18 protein-coding genes are annotated in these 15657 nt (G+C 62.6%); 4 read left to right on the forward strand and 14 right to left on the reverse strand.

What is annotated here, in order from left to right; translation table 11 throughout:
- Positions 1-16: 16 nt before the first annotated feature.
- The 5 genes from PKO50_RS24800 to PKO50_RS24820 form a co-directional block, all read right to left on the reverse strand.
- Positions 17-754: a pirin family protein gene (locus tag PKO50_RS24800; RefSeq protein ID WP_275627524.1), complete on the reverse strand. Its 738-nt coding sequence runs from the start codon at positions 752-754 to the stop codon at positions 17-19.
- Positions 755-843: 89 nt separating this feature from the next.
- A complete protein-coding gene (locus PKO50_RS24805; RefSeq protein ID WP_275630525.1) occupies positions 844-1467 on the reverse strand; it encodes an isochorismatase family protein in 624 nt (207 codons plus the stop codon).
- A 91-nt stretch (positions 1468-1558) separates the two neighbouring features.
- On the reverse strand, positions 1559-1876 hold the full coding sequence (locus PKO50_RS24810) for a DoxX family protein (protein WP_275627525.1): 318 nt from the start codon (positions 1874-1876) through the stop codon (positions 1559-1561).
- 38 nt (positions 1877-1914) lie between these two features.
- Entirely contained in the window at positions 1915-2991 is a 1077-nt protein-coding gene (locus tag PKO50_RS24815; RefSeq protein WP_275627526.1) for an alkene reductase, read from the reverse strand.
- A 111-nt stretch (positions 2992-3102) separates the two neighbouring features.
- Positions 3103-3921, reverse strand: a complete 819-nt coding sequence (locus tag PKO50_RS24820) for an SDR family NAD(P)-dependent oxidoreductase (protein WP_275627527.1) — start codon at positions 3919-3921, stop codon at positions 3103-3105.
- Between the two features lie 109 nt (positions 3922-4030).
- Between PKO50_RS24820 and PKO50_RS24825 the strand changes: the two genes are divergently transcribed.
- Genes PKO50_RS24825 through PKO50_RS24835 form a run of 3 tightly spaced genes read left to right on the forward strand, consistent with a single transcriptional unit; the run spans position 4031 to position 6317 of the window.
- The gene (locus PKO50_RS24825; protein ID WP_275627528.1) at positions 4031-4243 is read left to right on the forward strand and encodes a hypothetical protein; all 213 of its coding nucleotides are present in this window, start codon (positions 4031-4033) and stop codon (positions 4241-4243) included.
- Between the two features lie 56 nt (positions 4244-4299).
- Complete coding sequence (locus PKO50_RS24830) at positions 4300-5418, forward strand: FAD-dependent monooxygenase (protein ID WP_275627529.1); 1119 nt, start codon at positions 4300-4302, stop codon at positions 5416-5418.
- Positions 5419-5441: 23 nt separating this feature from the next.
- Entirely contained in the window at positions 5442-6317 is an 876-nt protein-coding gene (locus tag PKO50_RS24835; RefSeq protein WP_275627530.1) for a LysR family transcriptional regulator, read from the forward strand.
- A gap of 7 nt (positions 6318-6324) precedes the next feature.
- On the opposite strand, the gene PKO50_RS24840 is transcribed toward PKO50_RS24835, so the two are convergent.
- The 7 genes from PKO50_RS24840 to PKO50_RS24870 form a co-directional block, all read right to left on the reverse strand.
- Positions 6325-6624 carry a DUF3861 domain-containing protein gene (locus PKO50_RS24840; RefSeq protein ID WP_275627531.1) on the reverse strand — a complete coding sequence of 100 codons (300 nt, stop codon included), beginning with the start codon at positions 6622-6624 and terminating at the stop codon, positions 6325-6327.
- A gap of 4 nt (positions 6625-6628) precedes the next feature.
- Positions 6629-6949, reverse strand: a complete 321-nt coding sequence (locus tag PKO50_RS24845; RefSeq protein WP_275627532.1) for a DUF190 domain-containing protein — start codon at positions 6947-6949, stop codon at positions 6629-6631.
- A gap of 33 nt (positions 6950-6982) precedes the next feature.
- Positions 6983-7711: an SDR family oxidoreductase gene (locus PKO50_RS24850; protein ID WP_275627533.1), complete on the reverse strand. Its 729-nt coding sequence runs from the start codon at positions 7709-7711 to the stop codon at positions 6983-6985.
- 10 nt (positions 7712-7721) lie between these two features.
- On the reverse strand, positions 7722-8111 hold the full coding sequence (locus PKO50_RS24855) for a heme-binding protein (protein WP_275627534.1): 390 nt from the start codon (positions 8109-8111) through the stop codon (positions 7722-7724).
- 147 nt (positions 8112-8258) lie between these two features.
- Complete coding sequence (locus PKO50_RS24860; RefSeq protein WP_275627535.1) at positions 8259-9350, reverse strand: HlyD family secretion protein; 1092 nt, start codon at positions 9348-9350, stop codon at positions 8259-8261.
- 25 nt (positions 9351-9375) lie between these two features.
- Entirely contained in the window at positions 9376-10971 is a 1596-nt protein-coding gene (locus PKO50_RS24865; protein WP_275627536.1) for an MFS transporter, read from the reverse strand.
- Complete coding sequence (locus PKO50_RS24870; protein ID WP_275627537.1) at positions 10968-12377, reverse strand: TolC family protein; 1410 nt, start codon at positions 12375-12377, stop codon at positions 10968-10970. The genes PKO50_RS24865 and PKO50_RS24870 overlap by 4 nt, the downstream gene beginning before the upstream one ends.
- Before the next feature lie 304 nt (positions 12378-12681).
- On the opposite strand from PKO50_RS24870, the gene PKO50_RS24875 reads away from it, so the two are divergent.
- A complete protein-coding gene (locus tag PKO50_RS24875) occupies positions 12682-13308 on the forward strand; it encodes a TetR/AcrR family transcriptional regulator (protein WP_275627538.1) in 627 nt (208 codons plus the stop codon).
- Between the two features lie 154 nt (positions 13309-13462).
- On the opposite strand, the gene PKO50_RS24880 is transcribed toward PKO50_RS24875, so the two are convergent.
- Both PKO50_RS24880 and PKO50_RS24885 read right to left on the reverse strand, forming a co-directional pair.
- Positions 13463-13822, reverse strand: coding sequence for a hypothetical protein (locus PKO50_RS24880; protein ID WP_275627539.1), 360 nt, complete (start codon positions 13820-13822; stop codon positions 13463-13465).
- A gap of 205 nt (positions 13823-14027) precedes the next feature.
- Positions 14028-15560 carry an MFS transporter gene (locus tag PKO50_RS24885; protein WP_275627540.1) on the reverse strand — a complete coding sequence of 511 codons (1533 nt, stop codon included), beginning with the start codon at positions 15558-15560 and terminating at the stop codon, positions 14028-14030.
- Between the last annotated feature and the right edge of the window lie 97 nt (positions 15561-15657).

Raw genomic sequence — 15657 nt, forward strand, 5'->3', positions numbered from 1 at the left:
TGAAACTCCTTTGTGGTCAGGTTGTAGCGAAGTGCAGCGGCGGCCCGGCGAAAAGCATGACTTTGGAGCTGCCGCGGGGGGATTGAAGGGAGATCGCGTGCAGCCTGTCTTGTGCCGGGAAAACCGGAAGCTTGAGGTCGTTGTGGTCGAAGTTTTGACCATCCACCATCACTTTTCCGAAGATCGGCATGACGAAGGCGCTATGGCCTGCTGAAACGGGCACGGCCAGTTCGGCACCTTCCTCCAGTGAAATATCGAGCATCGTCACTTCGGTCGGTGGATTCAGAGGGGAGCGTGTGTCTGCAAAGCTCCCCACGGGAATACGCACCTTGACCCCTGGCAACTGCACGACCGGCACGTCATGCGATTCGAGCGTCAGAGGAAATGGCGCCACATTCCGCCGTGCGGGAGAGAGCGCGACGAATATTTGCAACCCGTGAACTGTCTTGCCGGTTTCGGCAGGGTCTTCTTCGTGTACCACGCCGCGCCCGGCGGTAGTCCAGTGCAAGCCACCTGGCTGAATCAGGTTATGGGTGCCGATCGAATCGCGGTTGACCATGCCAGTCTCGGAATCGAGAAACAGGTACGACACCGCCGAGATGCCGGCATGAGGATGGGCTGGAAAGGTCGGCGCACTCATCCAGTAGTGATCGACCCCCAGGAATGGGTCGATCAACTCGGCTACGCCGCGCAGGCCATAGGCCCGGAAGTGGCCGCCGTGGTTGGCGCGCTGGATTGGAGCGATAACGGACATGATGACCGCCTCTGGTTCATGGATTGAACTGACCAAGTGACGTGCTGCGAATCATTGAGGCCGTAGCGAGGCGTCAATGATCCACAGGTTCAGCTCTTTGCAGCGACGAAGCTGGCGATCAGATTGCCGTAGAACGGCAGGTGTTCACCCATGATCTGACCCAGTTCCTGGCCCGTCGGCTTGCGCCAATCGGCCTGGAGTTCGGCGCCGACGGCAACCCAGGTGATCGGTTTGATGCCGGCCTGTACCATGCGTGCCACGGCGACCTCCTGGACGAGCTTGTTCCAAGTGCCGGAGGCGTCGATCACCGCATAGACGTCGTAGCCAGCATTGATCGCCGACAGCGCGACAAAGGCGACGCAGACCTCGGTGGAGACGCCCGCCACGATCAGCTTCTTACGGCCAGTTTTCTCGACTGCGGCGACGAATTCGGCGTTATCCCAGGCATTGATCTCGCCGGGTCGATGGATGACCGGCGCGTTTGGAAGGGTCTGGGTGATTACCGGCAAGACAGGGCCGTTAGGCCCGTCGCTGGCGCTGGTCGTGATGACGGCGGGAAGATTGAACGCCTTGGCGAACTTCACCAGGCCGGTCACGGCAGCCAGGTATTCGGGGACGCTCTGATCCTGTACGCCGTTCGACAGGCCGGTCTGATGATCGACAAAAAGGACGGCGGCATTGTCGGGTGTAAGACGGTCGTAGCTCATAACAATTTCTCCTTGGGTGATCCGGCCACTGGCCGGGTTTCGTTCGCCGGACGTTTTGCCGGCAGTGGGGGTGTCACGTCTTCGGTTCGGTACGCCATCAGATCCACGCGGCGATGCAGGTCACGGCCAGAACCGCGCAGGGAATGAGGGCGTGGCCATATTCCTTGTGGTAGAGAACAATGGTGGTGGCTGCGGCCATCGTGGCCGCAGCCAGTACGAACCCGCTGGTTCGCCAGCCCGGCACGAAGAGCATGATTGCCGCCGCCAGTTCCAGCCCACCCACCAGCAAACGGAACCAGTCCGGAAACCCCCAACGCTGAAACTCGGCCCGGATCGGGGCTGGCGCAACGATGTTGACGCCACCACCGATGAGGAAGAAAGCGCCTAGAAGCCAGGTCAGGATGGTTGCCGTCATATCGAAGATCTCCGCGTAGAATGGTGCCGCTGGCAGGCTCAGGCGCTCACGGCACCGCTCAAGGCGGGATAGTCGATGTAGCCCTTGGCACCCGGCGAATAGAACGTGTCCTTGTCCGGCGCATTGAGCGCGGAACCCAGGCGGAAGCGTTCGGGCAGATCGGGGTTGGCGAGGAAGGCAGCACCGAACACTGCGGCATCGGCCGCGCCCTCGCTGATGAGGGTTTCAGCCTTGGCTTGGTCGAGGCCGCTGCCGATCAGGTAGGCACCCTTGAAGCGCGGGTGCAGCAGCGCGTGGTAATCGGCGCTGGGTGCGCCGAACAGGGAGACCTGCAAATAGGCCAGATCGAGGCCGCGCACCTGATCGACGAGGTAGGTGTAGGTTTCTTGCGGCGTGGCGTCGGAGACATCGTTGAAGTTCATCTCGGGCGAGATCTTCAGGCCGACGCGATCGCCGCCCGCCTCCGCCACCATCGCCGCCAGTACCTCCAACACGAAGCGGGCGCGGTTGGCGATGGAGCCGCCGTACTCGTCCGTGCGCTGGTTGCTGCCCGAGGACAGGAACTGCTCGGGCAGATAGCCCGACGCGCCGTGCAACTCGACGCCATCGAAGCCGGCTTCCAGCGCCCGGCGCGTGGCGGTGCGATAGTCGGCGACGATGCCGGCGATCTCTTCCACACTCAGGGCATGCGGCACGACGTAATCCTGCGGCCCACTGGCAGTCCAGGACTGACCGGCCGGCTTGATCGCCGACGGCGCCACGGGTAGCGCGCCGCCCGGCTGCATCGACGGGTGCGAGACGCGCCCGGCGTGCATCAACTGCATGAAGATGCGGCCGCCTTTGGCATGCACGGCATCGGTGACGTGCTTCCAGGCCGCGACCTGCGCATCGTTGATGATGCCCGGCGTACGCACGTAACCCTTGCCCGTCGCCGAGGGATAGGTGCCCTCGCTGATGATGAGGCCGGCGCCGGCACGCTGCGCATAGTAGGTGGCGACCAGTTCGGTCGGCACGCCGGTTTCATCGTCGGCGCGCGAACGGGTCATGGGGGCCATGACCAGGCGGTTCGGGAGGGTGTAGCGTCCAACGCGGACGGGAGTGAAAAGCTGGCTCATGATTGAGTTCCTTGATAGTGAACTGAGATTTGGACGCGGCACGGACTCATGCCCATTCGTAGCCGTACCTAGTCGCTATTTGTGGTGGGGCATCCTCGTAGGAATCGAAACCTAGGCGCTCGCCACTTTCGCAGCGATCCGGGCAGTTTCTGCATCGTCACGCCACCCTGCGGTTGCGCCACCATCCACACTGAAGTTCTGCCCCGTTACCCAACTCGACTCGTCCGATGCCAGGTAAAGGGCCATATATGCAATGTCATGCCCTGTGCCGGCACGCTGAATCAGTGCCTTGCTCAACTGCCAAGCCTTGCCTTGAGGATCGACAGCCTTGTCGGTTGCAGGCGTACTCACAAACCCAGGAGAAATCGAGTTCGCACGGACGCCATGCGAAGCACCTTCAGCCGCCAATGCGCGGGTCATGGAGATGACGCCGCCTTTGGCCGCAGCATGCGCGACCTGAGCGAGCGGCTCGATGCCGCGGAGTGCCGAATATGAGGCAATGTTAATCAACGAGCCGCCGTTCTTGAGTAGGAGCGGCCATGCCGCACTCGTCGTATGAAAGACGAGATCAAGCTCGACATTCATGACGTGGCGCCAGAGCTTGAAGTCCATGCGGCTGAATGGCGCAAAGCCGAATCCAGACGCATTGTTGTAGAGAACGTCAAGTCCTCCCATACTGGCCGCGCCATCGCGCACCCAAGCGGCAGATTGCTCAGGGTCGGTCAGATCGACAGTGCTTCCAAATACATCGAAGCCTTCCTTCCTGAGTTCTTCAGCAGTGCGCTCGGCAGCACCGCTTTTCAGGTCGCAGCCGATGACCGACGCGCCTTCGGACGCGAACAGCCGCTGCGCGACTTCGCCTTGTCCGCCGCCAGTGCCAGTTATGAGAACGCGCTTTCCTGACAGGCGGCCAGTTTTCGATGTGCTCATGGATGCTTCTCCGTTTGTGGAAGCCTCATCATCGTCCGCTTCTAATTCGGGATAAATATGGTATTTTGGAGAACATTGATCCATTAATGGAGCAGTTGAGGCGAAGCGGTTGAACGACAATGATCTTGCTCATGAAGGCCGGCCAAACGTTTTCGCGGCAAGGCAGATGCGATATGGATGCCGAATTGACGCTATCGCGGTGGATCAGCGCGTCGTCGATGAAACCGTGCCGCACAAGCAACTCGGCGAAATGCTCGCCAATTCCGTGGTGTGCCTCGTTGCCGGTGGATTCCGCAGCCACCTATTTGAGCATCGCGGCTAACCACATCCCTTCGCACGTCCTTCCACCGCTGTGGATTCCATGAACACTTGCGCTCGATGAGTACGACACGACAGGAAATCATCATCGTCGGCGGCTCCCTTGCCGGACTCACGTTGGCGCTCGCCTGTGCAGCGAGGGGCGTGCCTGTGCGTGTTATTGAGCGTTCTGTCGGCCATGTGCATGGCGGCGACAGCTTGAGCATTGACCTCGCCGCAGTGGCAACCGCCGTGGGGCACGACCCGAGAGCGCATCCCGTCTTGCCCGTGGTGCCTGCCTATCGAGAGTTGACCACCTGGCCGGCGTTGTACGCTTGGCTACGTGATTGGACTGTTGCAACACCCGGCATCACCCTCGAAGAAGGCAAAGCAGTCGTATCAGTCGCGGACTTCGGCGATCAGGCGCGAATCACCCTTGCCGATGGAACGGAGCGGGTTGCCGCAGCAGTGATCGGTGCGGACGGCTATCGCAGTGTCGTTCGCCGGGCGATTACGCCTGACGCCCCGTTTGCCCGCTATGCCGGTTATCTCGTGTGGCGGGGGCTGGTCGAGGAACAAAGGCTGACGTGCCCCGTCCCTTGGCCGTCGAATGGCGGACTCTGGATCGAGTTCGTGAGCGGCTACCGGCTGGTCGCCGCGACGCTTCCTGGCCGTGAGGGATCGGTGGAGGCCGGGCAGCGGCAAGTCACCTTCGCATGGTTCGACGTGCATCAGGAAGACCTGCTGCGCCGCACCGGCTGCCTCACGGCCAATGGTGACATCGTGGGAACACTCGGTCGCGGGATGATCGGGGAAGATGTCCGGGCGGAACTGCTCGCGCTCCTTCCTCGGCTCTGGCCTGAGACATGGGCCGAGGCGGTATCTGTCGGGGTGCGCTCGGCAGACACGTTAAGCGGAGCGCCGATCGCCGAATACAAGCCGCAGCGGTTGGCACGGGGCGTACTGGCCATCGTGGGCGACGCAGCCCACGTCGTATCACCGATGACGGGACGCGGCTTCTTGACCGGGGTGGAAGACGCTGCGGTGTTGGCTCAGATGCTGGCAGAACGACGTGCAGACGAACCCATTGCCGCCGTGCTGACCCAATACGAGGCGGCACGACTGCCCTTCGTCCGTGGGCTGGTCACTCATTCGAGCCGGATCAGCGCCGATTATCTTCACTATGCGACGGCGACTTGACAGGGCTTGCCAAGGAGATTGCAGTGGAATTGTTCAACGACATGGCCTTGTTCGTAGAGGTCGTCAAGGCCAAGGGCTTTCGCAGCGCCGCGGATGCGATGGGAATGCCGAACTCGACCCTGTCACGGCGGATCAGCGCATTGGAGAAGGAAATCGGGCTACGCCTGCTGCATCGCACGACGCGGAAAATCGAACTGACCGAAGCTGGCCAGATCTACTTCGAGCGATGCAAGCGCATCGTCGATGAGGCCCGGCTAGCACATGAGCAGCTCGGCGAAATGCTCGCCCAGCCCAGCGGCGTGCTACGTGCCTCGATGCCGGTGGATTTCGCAGCCACCTACCTGGCGCCGCTGATCGCCGAGTTCGCCAGCCTCTATCCCGGAATTACCTTCGATTTCGATGTGACGCCACGCCGAGTCGATCTGGTCAGTGAACCCTTCGACGTGGCGATCCGCATGGGCGAGTCCGAGAACTCGCAACTGATCGCGCGCACGCTGACATCGCTCAAACCTTACCTCTATGCCTCGCCCGGCTACCTTGAACGATCGGGCGAACCAAGCAAACCCGCTGATCTGGAAAAGCACGAGTGCTTGACCATCTTGAAATCGGGTATGTGGACGTTGCATGACAGGAAGCGAACCGCCACGGTGTCAGTAGGCGGGCGATTCAAGCTCAATAGCGTCGGCATGATCCGCCGCCTGGCCACGCTCGACATGGGCATCATTCTGATGTCGAAGGAACTCGTTGCTGATGAACTGTCCAGCGGGAAGTTGCACCAAATCATGCCGGGATGGCATGGAACTCCGATGCCCGTCTATGCCATGACCGAAACCCGCTTGCTTCCCGCAAAAACGCAACGCTTCATCGAGTTTCTGCGCGAGCGTCTAGGGCAACGATGACGTGGTATCAGTCTGGAGGTATTCCCTTCTTCAATTTCTTCATGAACTCAAAGAAATGAGGCGAGAACTCCTCGAAAAGTAAGTTGCTCCGGTTCTCAATCATGACTTCGCTGAACAGCTTGAGTCCAACTGCGAAAGCGGCCGTCGTGGTGTCGTCGAAGTCACCGCGCCGCTTTACGCGCTCCACCACCGCAAACACGTCATCGTGGTTGCCTACCTCGAACTGCATCGGTTTGTCGTAGGCGGAGGGCTGGCCGTTGGCATCGGCCAGATGCTCGACGGTGATGCGGTAGCGGTGCTGTTTCATGTGTTCAATCCTGCTTTCCCAAGGTTCCGAACTCCACCGGAACCTTCATGTAGAACACCTGCACCCGTTCCTGGGCAAGTTGCGTGAACAGGCGTTCTACTTCCTCGGCAGTGACCACCATCGTGACCTGAACCGGCTGGTCGGAAAAGTCGAACATATTTATCGCGTGGATCGTGCCATCGTGTCCCAGACCCTGGATGGCACCATCCAGCGTCGCTCCGCGAATACCCAGCTTCTTCGCCTCATCGAGCAACCATTGCGCGAGGGGCATGTGACCGTGCATACGATCCTGCTGGGTGAAAAAGGTGACTTGGAACCCGTGCATGATGATCTCCGAAAGAAGAGGGACGTACTGGTGTCAGGCGCCGAGCATGATTCCGCCGTCCACGGCGATATGCTGTCCGGTGACGAAGCCGTTGTTCATCAGGAACAGGTAGGCCGAAGCCAGTTCGTCAATGTTGGCCGTGCGCTTGAGGGGGATGACTTGCTCGAAGTGATCGCGCGTGGCCTCGATCTGCGCTGGCGGCACATCGCGCCAGAACGGCGTGACAGTCCAAGTCGGTGAAACCGCGTTGACCCGCGCCTTCGGTGCCAGTTCCACCGCCAGCCCCTCGACCAGTGCATTGATGCCGAGGTTGCCGACGTAGCTGGCGCAGGCATCCTGGGCGCGACCGCCGGTGCCGGAAGTGAAAACGAGGCTGCCGCCCTCGCGCACTTTGGTTGCAGCCAGTTGCCCGATATGCACGTTGGTGAAGAACTTGGATTCAATCACGTGGCGGATCACCGCTATGTCGGCACCGACGAAGCCGCCACCCATTACGTCGCCGATCATCGAGACAAGATGGTCGAACACGGGCAGTTCGTTGAACAACGATTCCAGCGCCGCGTGGTCGTGGGCATCCACCTGACGGGTTTCGACAGTCACGCCACGCGCTTCGAGGTCGGTTTGCGCAATTTGCAGGCGCCCGACATCTCGACCGACGATCAGTAGCCGGGCGCCCTCGTCGGCTGCGAGCTGGGCAACGCGAAAGCCGATGCCGGAACTGCCACCGATGACGACCAATGCCTTGTCTTTCAAGGTGTTCATGGCTGCACTCTCATTCTCTTGAATGTTCGATGGCGGCTGCGGCGACTGTTGCGACGTGCGAGTCGTTGGCACCGTGTGCGCCGCTGATGCCCACAGCCCCGATCACTCGGCCATCAACGACGATGGGAACCCCGCCTTCCAGCGCAGTGACGCCGGGCGTGGACAAAAAGCTGGGCCGCCCTTCGTTGACGAAATCCTCGAATTGCTTGGACGGCGCCCGCAACAAGGCCGCCGTGCGCGCCTTGCCGACGGCCACCGAGGGGCTTATGCCGATCGCCGTGTCGCTCTTTTCAAAAGCGACGAGTTCGCCCGCGACATCGACGACGGCCACACTGATCGCCCAATTGTTGCGCTCTGCCTCGGCGTTCGCCGCCGCGATGACGCGGCGCGCGGCCGCCAACGCAATACCGGGACGCTCAATGACGATATCGGATCGCGCCGGCTTCCCGGCCTGCGCCGTGCCACACAGGAGCAGTCCAATCAGCAGAGCGCGGAAAAAAGCGGGCAACGAATGAGGAAGGGGGAGATGGACATGGGGAGAATCCCTTTACCGCGAAGCCGTCGGTCGTGATGCACCATGTTCAGATCCAGGCGCCTCGACAACCTTTGCATTGACGTTGATGACCGGGCGTACCGACATGCCGACGCGCAGTTGGCGGACATCTTCCTGACCCGGTTCCAAATGGATGCGTACCGGCAGGCGTTGCACGATCTTGGTGAAGTTGCCCGTGGCGTTGTGTGGTGGCACCGATGAGAAACTCACGCCGCTGGCTGGCCCCAGGCTTTGGACTCGTCCCTTGATCTGGACGCCCGGTAGCGCATCCACGGCGATTTCTACCGGCTGACCGACCCTCACGCGGGCCAGTTGCGTCTCACGGAAGTTGGCTTCCACATAGACCGCATCCAGCGGCACCAACGTCAGCAATGGTTCTCCCACGCGGGCATAGCCGCCAACCCGCGCTTTACGCTGAGCGACGATGCCGCCGACGGGCGCGGTCACGCGGGCATAGGACAGGTTCAAGTCGGCGGCGGCTTTTTCCGCTTGCGCCGCAAGCAATGCAGCCCGTGCCTTTTCCAGATCGGCACGAAGAATGGCGGTTTGTTGCTCCGCCGAGTGCAATCCGGCCCGATCTCTCTCATGCGCGGCACGCTGAATGTCCCATTGCGCTTCGGCCTGTTGTTGAGCCTGCACCGTGCCGGAACCATCGCGTGCCAAGTTGGTGAAGCGGCTGCGATTGGCCTCCGCGAGCTTGAGATTGGCTCCGGTGGCAACCACCGCTGCGTGGGCCTGCTCGATGATGCTCCGCTGGCGGGCAATCTGTGCCTGCAAGCTGTCGATGGCGGCCTGCGCACTGGCGACATGTGCCTTCGCGTTGTCCACCGCGATGCTCAGGTCGCGCTCGTCGATGCTGACCAGTGGAGCGCCTGCTTGAACTTCCTGATGATCGACAACCGCCACTTGAGTGATGACGCCTGCCACCTGGGGGACGATCACCGTGAAGTCGGCCTGCACGTAGGCGTCGTCGGTGCTTTGTTCGGATGCGCTGGATTCCGAGCGATTCAGGATCAGGAACGCTCCCACGAGGGTGGCAGCGGCGATCACGCCGACCGTGATGCGAGAACGGAGATTCGTGGCCATAAGAAGCTATTTCACCAGGAGAAGATCAAGAGGTTGCACCCGCCGGTGCGGCTGGAGGCGCATTTCGGGGCGTGCGATTCACCACAGGCGCAGGGATATGTTGGAGCTTCAACACGGCCGGAATCAGCAGTACCGCCAGCACAGCGAACACTCGATAGATGTCCGCTGTGGTCAGTACGCTGGCCTGCTGCGCGACAGTTGCTGCCAGTGTTTCCTGCGCCGTGTCGGATGGCCCGATCCGAGGCAGGAGCTGTCCCGCTCTGTCGAGCAACATTTCGGTATGGAAGCGACTGCGCACCGCGGTGAGTTGCCCGATGACGGCGCCGCCAACGGTCGCGCTGAACACGCGCACGATGTTGACCATACCGGCGAGAAAAGGCCCCTCCATCGGTTGAACCACGCTCGTCACCAGAAACAGCAACGCGACCATAGCCATCGGCTGTCCAACGGCTTGCAGGATTTCGGCCCACATGAACTGCTGCACCATCCATTCACTGGTGATGCTCGCAGCCAGCCAGCAGCCCGCCGCCATGCAGGCCAGTCCTGCCGCGAAGACGTGGCGTGCATCAACCCAACGCTGATACAGCAGCAGCGCCACGAAAGGCCCCAGCACCAGTTGCGGCAACCCGACGATCAAGCCTATGGCCGCGCTCTGCTCCATGCGGAAACCCTGGAGTTGGCCCAGCACATTGGCCGGCAAGGTGACGGCGGTGGCCATCACCATCAGCAGGACGGCGAGGCTGACGAATCCGAGCCAGACGTTGCGGCGTTCCAGCAGTTGCAGCCGATTGAAAGGTGCTGGATGTCCCCATTCGCTCGCCAGGAACAATGTGGTGAACACGAGGCCCGTCAGCAGCGCGGCAACGATCAGCGGTGAATGGAACCAATCCAATCGCACGCCCTGATCCACGCCAACCACCAGCAGCATCAGGCCAGGTACGCCCAAGCCCATGCCGAACCAGTTGGCCTGTTTCAGCCGTGGCAACGCCAGCGGCAGTTTCGGGATGCCCCAGGCGACCAGCGCAGCGGCCGCCAGGCCCACGGGAAGCACGTGCCAGTAGACCAGGCGCCAGTCCTCCAGACGATCCACCCACAGAGCGGCCAGCCAAAGCGCGACATTGGGCGAGAAAGTGGCGACCAGCGCGAACACTGCGAGGCCATGCAGCCGGATCGGCGGCGGCAGGAAGCGCAGGCAGGACATCATCAGCAAGGGGATCAGTGCGCCGCCGGAGAATCCGTGCAGAACGCGCAAGGCCAGCAGCAGGTGCAGATCCCGCACGTAAGGCATGACGGCGGACAGAAGCAGCGCAGTCAACAGCATCGTCAGTTGAAAGCGGCGCAACGAAAACGTGATGGCCAACCACGTTGCGAACGGCATTGCGGCCAGTTCACCCGCTGAATAGGCCGTGGTCAGCCAGGAGGCATCGTCCAGGCCGAAGCCCAAGGCACCTCGGAGGTCGGCCAGCACCAAGCCAGGAATACGGCCGTTCAAGCCGGCGACCATCGCCGCCAACAGCGCCCCCAGCAAGCCGGTGGCCAGGCGTGCATTGAAGACGGGTGGTGATGGCTGACCAGGCGGCGGTGCCGCTCCGCCGGCTGGCGTGGATGTCGGCGTACTCATGACTTGTCGCCATCCAACGCTGCTTCGGGTCGGAGTGCTGAAGACCAACCGCCGCCGAGCGAGCGGTAGAGGGCGACAACGGAAAGCGCGGAGGCTGTCGCGCAGTCGGTCAGTTCGGTCTGGCTTGCCAGCAGCGAACGCCGGGCGACCAGGACGGCTGTGAAATCGGCGGTGCCCTGCTGGTACGCGCGTTGCGCCACGCTCAGAGCCGTCTGGTTCTGCGTCAAGGCAAGCTGCAACTGCTCGTGCCGTTTCAACTCGGTGGTGTAGGCGTTCAACGCATCATCGACTTCGTGCCAGGCGCGCAGGACGGTCTGTTGGTAAGCGATACCCGCCAAGCGATGACGGGCTTCGGTCAACGCGAGATTGCTCTTGAGGCGGCCACCCTGAAAGATCGGCAGGTGCAGCGTCGGCCCTATCGAGAAACGCCGGGAATCCCAACTGCCCAGGTCGGAAAAGTCGAACGCCTGCACACCAATGCTCCCGGTCAGGCTGATGCGTGGGTAGAAGTCGGCGGTTGCCGCGCCAATGTCGGCCACGGCGGCACGCAGGCGTGCTTCCGCCTGCAAGATGTCCGGCCGCTGCCGCGCCAGTTCGGAAGGGATGCCTACGGGCAGCCGCTGCGGCATCGGTGGCAGGCCGGCCGTGGCAAGGTGGTCATCCAGTTCTCGTGGCGGCTTGCCGAGCAGCAATGCCAGTGCGTTCATCAGGGCATCGCGCTGTTGGTGCAGTCTGGACAAGCGTGCCTCGATACCGGCCAAGTCGGCGCGTGCCGCCGCTGCATCGAAGCGGGTGGCGACGCCGTTGCGCTCCCGGCTTTCCGCCATGCGCAACAATCCCTCGGCGATCTGGTGGTTTTCCTCGACGATTGCCACTTGTGCCTGCACACCACGCAGCAGCAGGTAGGTGCGCGCCACGTCGCCGGCGACGGACACCTTCACCGCCTCCATGCCGAAGGCGCTGGCTTGCAGCTTGGCTTCGGCGGAATCGCTGAGGTGGCGCAGATACCCCCACAAATCCAGCTCCCAGCCAGCTTGCAGACCCAGCGACCAGGTACTGGTGGGTTCGGTCGGCGCGCCGAGCAGCACCATCGGCGAGTGTTCACTGAGGGCCGAGCGCGCGTAGCTGGCGTCTGCGGACAGTTGGGGTCTGCGCGCCGCATTGGCCAGCCCAAGTTGCGCACGGCTTTCTTCGATACGCGCGGTGGCGGCGAGGAGATCGAGGTTGGATTCGGCAGCTTCGGCCTGCAACGCACTCAGCGTCTTATCGCCGAACAGTTGCCACCATTCGGTCGGTGCCGGCTCCTCGACCAAAGCAGGTTCATTCGCCACGACCGTCGCGCGTGAGCGCAACGCCGCGTCGGGCGATGCAAGGGATGGCCCCGAACGTCGGGTGCCGTCACGCAACCAGCGAGCACCAAAACCAGCGCGGGCGCTCCGTATGCGATTCGGCGAAGTCCCCAGCCTCGAAAAACGCGATTCATAGAAGTCCTCTAGCGATGCGGCGCGGGAAAGGTTGCGAATGCAAGCTCCCCTGGCTGCTGTACCGAACGGTACTATACCGGGCGGTACTCTAGCCGCAATCTGAGAATTCGTCAACTTGTTGCTAGATGACACGGGGCCCTCGTGGGCGCGACGCTCCCGCTTTGCCTCAACTAAAACCGTTCGGTATAGTGATGATCTCGCTTTCTTCAGCCTATTGAGTAGTCACATGCCCGCCACCGCCGCCGTAGAGCGAAACGACAAGGAAGTTGCCGTATTGAAGGCAGCCACATCGGTGTTCCTGACGCATGGCTTCAGCGCCGCGACCACGGACATGATTCAGCGTGAGGCGGGTGTCTCGAAGGCGACCATGTACGCCTGCTTTCCCAACAAAGAGGCTTTGTTCGCTGCGGTGATGGAACACGAATGTGCGTCGATGACCGCGACGTTCAGGGCGATGCACACGTCCCCTGGCAACATCGCCAAGACCCTGACCGACCTTGGCATGTCCTACCTCGACATCGTGCTTTCGCCGACTGCGTTGGCGTTGTATCGGGTGGTCATGGCGGAAGCGCCCAGGTTCCCAGACTTGGGCCGACGGTTCTTCTTGGCTGGCCTGAAAGTCGTTACTTCAATGTTGGCCGAACGACTGAACGTGGCAGCACAAGCTGGAGAGATCAACGTCCAGTCGGTAGGCATCGAAGCCGCCGCGACGCTGTTCCTCAGCATGGTTCGTGCTCAGGCGCAAATGGAGTGCCTGACGCACCCTGAAACCCGGCCATCTGCTGCTCAAAAGGATCACTGGGTGCAGATCGCGGTAACAACCTTCCTAAACGCATTTGGCGATAGGAAATAGCCGAACCAAACAATCCCCTCGGGGACTCTGCCAGGATTCAGTCCATGTCCGTAAGTTCACCCCGCTCAGATTGCGATGGGTCATTGGCACGCCAAGGCGATAGCATCATCTGGCTAATTCAGTCCATTCACGGACAAATGCGCGCGAAGATCAATCAGCGAATGAAAGCCATCTCGCTCACCGACGCGCAGTGGGGCTTGGTGCTGCAACTGGCCAAGAACGGATCAAGCACGGCGTCCGACCTCTCGCGCATCTGTATGCGCAACTCCAGCGGCATGACGCGCGCGCTTGATCGCTTGGAAGCCAAGCGCATCGTGTCGCGCACACGTTCGCACGACGATCGCCGCATCATCAACTTGGAACTCACCGAAAAAGGACGGTTGTCGCCAGCGCGGTTCCGACAATCGTACGCGAGATCAACACGCAGATGCTGACGGAGTTTCAGCCCGAAGAAGTTGGTCAATTCAGGGAGTATCTGCACCGGATCCTGGCCACGATGGACGACGGCGTTCATTGACCAGCGCCCTATGTTGCTGCCTGAACTTCAGACGATTCCGGGGCTGCGCGTCCGTCCGACTTCCCATGACGCCCCCGCCGCCGCGCACCGTGGCCTTCCAGTGGGTCGATGAAACCGAAGGTGAGCCGTCCCGGCTGGAAGACCCTCGCATAGGCCCGATGCCGTGCAAGGTCGGCGGGCAAGGCGTCCGTCCCGATGGAGGTCATGGCGTCGCTCCCGCTTCTTCATGCGCGCGTGATCGGCCGAGCAAGGCGAACACCAGTAATGCGGTCAGTGCCGACGCGGCCGCCAGGACGTAGAGCACCCGGCGGAACGCGGTGTCGTAGGTCGCCAGCAGCAACGCACGTTCGCCGGGCAGCAGCGTGGTGGCCTGGTGCAGGTCGCCCAGCGCGGCGCGGTTGGCCGCCTCGATCACGGCCGCAGGCTCGGCAGCGGACAAGGCACCGAGTAGCCCGCCCTGGATCAGGAACGCCAGCAGTGCGCCGGCGACCGCAATGGCGATGCCGTCGGCCGAGACCCGCACGCAGTTGAAGATCCCGGTCGCCATGCCCGCGCGTTCCTTCTCCACCACGCTCACGGCCATGCCGTCCATCAGTCCCCACGGCAGGCCGATGCCGATGCCGATCAGCGCCAGCGGCGCCACCAGCACCGGGCCGGCGCCGCCAGCCAGCACCTGGCCCAGCCAGACCAACCCGACCGCCACCAGCAACAACCCGACGCCGGACAGCACGCCGGAGGTGAACCAGCGCGACAGCAGCGCGGCCAGGAACGGCACGACCAGCAGCGGTACGGCCAGGGCAATCATCATTTGTCCCGCTTCAAGCGCACCCAGCCCGTCGATGCCGATGAAGCGGCCCGGCAGCATCACGATCAGCGTGACGAAGAAGAAGGCCGGCGACGCGGCCAGCACCTGCACGCCGACGAAACGCCCATGGCTGAACAGCGACAGGTCGAGCATCGGCCGCGACACGCGCCGCTCGATGCGTACGAAAGCCATGAACAGCACGGCTGCCGCCAGCAGCGACCCCAGGACCGTGGCGCTGCGCCAGCTTTCTTCCGGTGCCAGCAGGATGCCGTAGGTGAACAAGGTCAGCGCGGCGGTGAAACTGAGAGCGCCCGGCCAGTCCAGGCCGGTGGCCTGCGGATCGCGGGACTCCGTGGCGCTGGCCCATACCAGGCCGAAGCCGGCCACCCCGATCAGCGCCGTCGCCAGGAACACCCAGCGCCAGCCCGCCACCTCCACCAGCCAGCCGGCCGCCAGCGGCCCGAAGGCCAGGCCGATGCCAAACGTGGTGCCGAGCAGGCTGAACACCCGCGTGCGGATCGGGCCGTGGAAGGCCTGCGCCAGCGAGGACATGGCGCCGGCGAAGGCGGCCGCGCCGCCCAGTCCTTGCAGCAGGCGCAGGCCGTCGATCCAGCCGACCGTCGGTGCCAGCGGGATGGCGAATGTCACCAGCGCGAACAGCGCCAGGCCGACCAGCCACACGCGCTTGCGGCCATAGGTGTCGGTCAGGCTACCGGCCGCCATCATGGCGCTGCCGTAGGTCAGGATGTAGCCGTTGACCACCCAGTTCAGTTGCACCGCCGTCCCGCCCAGCTCCTGGCTGATGGACGGCAGTACGACGGCCGGCCCGGTGAAGCACAACGGAATCAGGATGCCGGTGAGGCAGGCGGCCAGCAGTTGCAGCCAGTCGCGGCCAGTGGTGCCGCTTGTGGCGGCCAGGGCTTGTGTCATGGAAAACGTCCGCAAAGAGTCCGCAGGGGGACAGGCGGACGCCGAAGCCTTGTCTGGAACGCCAGGACAGCCGCATCCAACCTGTGCAGCCGTCAGC

Source organism: Pseudomonas sp. 273, assembly GCF_029201425.1.
GTDB classification, from domain to species: domain Bacteria; phylum Pseudomonadota; class Gammaproteobacteria; order Pseudomonadales; family Pseudomonadaceae; genus Pseudomonas; species Pseudomonas delhiensis.

What these genes read in the sequence shown, in the direction of transcription:
- PKO50_RS24800 (WP_275627524.1), bottom strand. Translation starts at nt 754, where the DNA reads ATGTCCGTTATCGCTCCAATCCAGCGCGCCAACCACGGCGGCCACTTC.
- PKO50_RS24810 (WP_275627525.1), bottom strand. Translation starts at nt 1,876, where the DNA reads ATGACGGCAACCATCCTGACCTGGCTTCTAGGCGCTTTCTTCCTCATC.
- PKO50_RS24815 (WP_275627526.1), bottom strand. Translation starts at nt 2,991, where the DNA reads ATGAGCCAGCTTTTCACTCCCGTCCGCGTTGGACGCTACACCCTCCCG.
- PKO50_RS24820 (WP_275627527.1), bottom strand. Translation starts at nt 3,921, where the DNA reads ATGAGCACATCGAAAACTGGCCGCCTGTCAGGAAAGCGCGTTCTCATA.
- PKO50_RS24830 (WP_275627529.1), top strand. Translation starts at nt 4,300, where the DNA reads ATGAGTACGACACGACAGGAAATCATCATCGTCGGCGGCTCCCTTGCC.
- PKO50_RS24840 (WP_275627531.1), bottom strand. Translation starts at nt 6,624, where the DNA reads ATGAAACAGCACCGCTACCGCATCACCGTCGAGCATCTGGCCGATGCC.
- PKO50_RS24845 (WP_275627532.1), bottom strand. Translation starts at nt 6,949, where the DNA reads ATGCACGGGTTCCAAGTCACCTTTTTCACCCAGCAGGATCGTATGCAC.
- PKO50_RS24850 (WP_275627533.1), bottom strand. Translation starts at nt 7,711, where the DNA reads ATGAACACCTTGAAAGACAAGGCATTGGTCGTCATCGGTGGCAGTTCC.
- PKO50_RS24860 (WP_275627535.1), bottom strand. Translation starts at nt 9,350, where the DNA reads ATGGCCACGAATCTCCGTTCTCGCATCACGGTCGGCGTGATCGCCGCT.
- PKO50_RS24865 (WP_275627536.1), bottom strand. Translation starts at nt 10,971, where the DNA reads ATGAGTACGCCGACATCCACGCCAGCCGGCGGAGCGGCACCGCCGCCT.
- PKO50_RS24875 (WP_275627538.1), top strand. Translation starts at nt 12,682, where the DNA reads ATGCCCGCCACCGCCGCCGTAGAGCGAAACGACAAGGAAGTTGCCGTA.
- PKO50_RS24880 (WP_275627539.1), bottom strand. Translation starts at nt 13,822, where the DNA reads ATGAACGCCGTCGTCCATCGTGGCCAGGATCCGGTGCAGATACTCCCT.
- PKO50_RS24885 (WP_275627540.1), bottom strand. Translation starts at nt 15,560, where the DNA reads ATGACACAAGCCCTGGCCGCCACAAGCGGCACCACTGGCCGCGACTGG.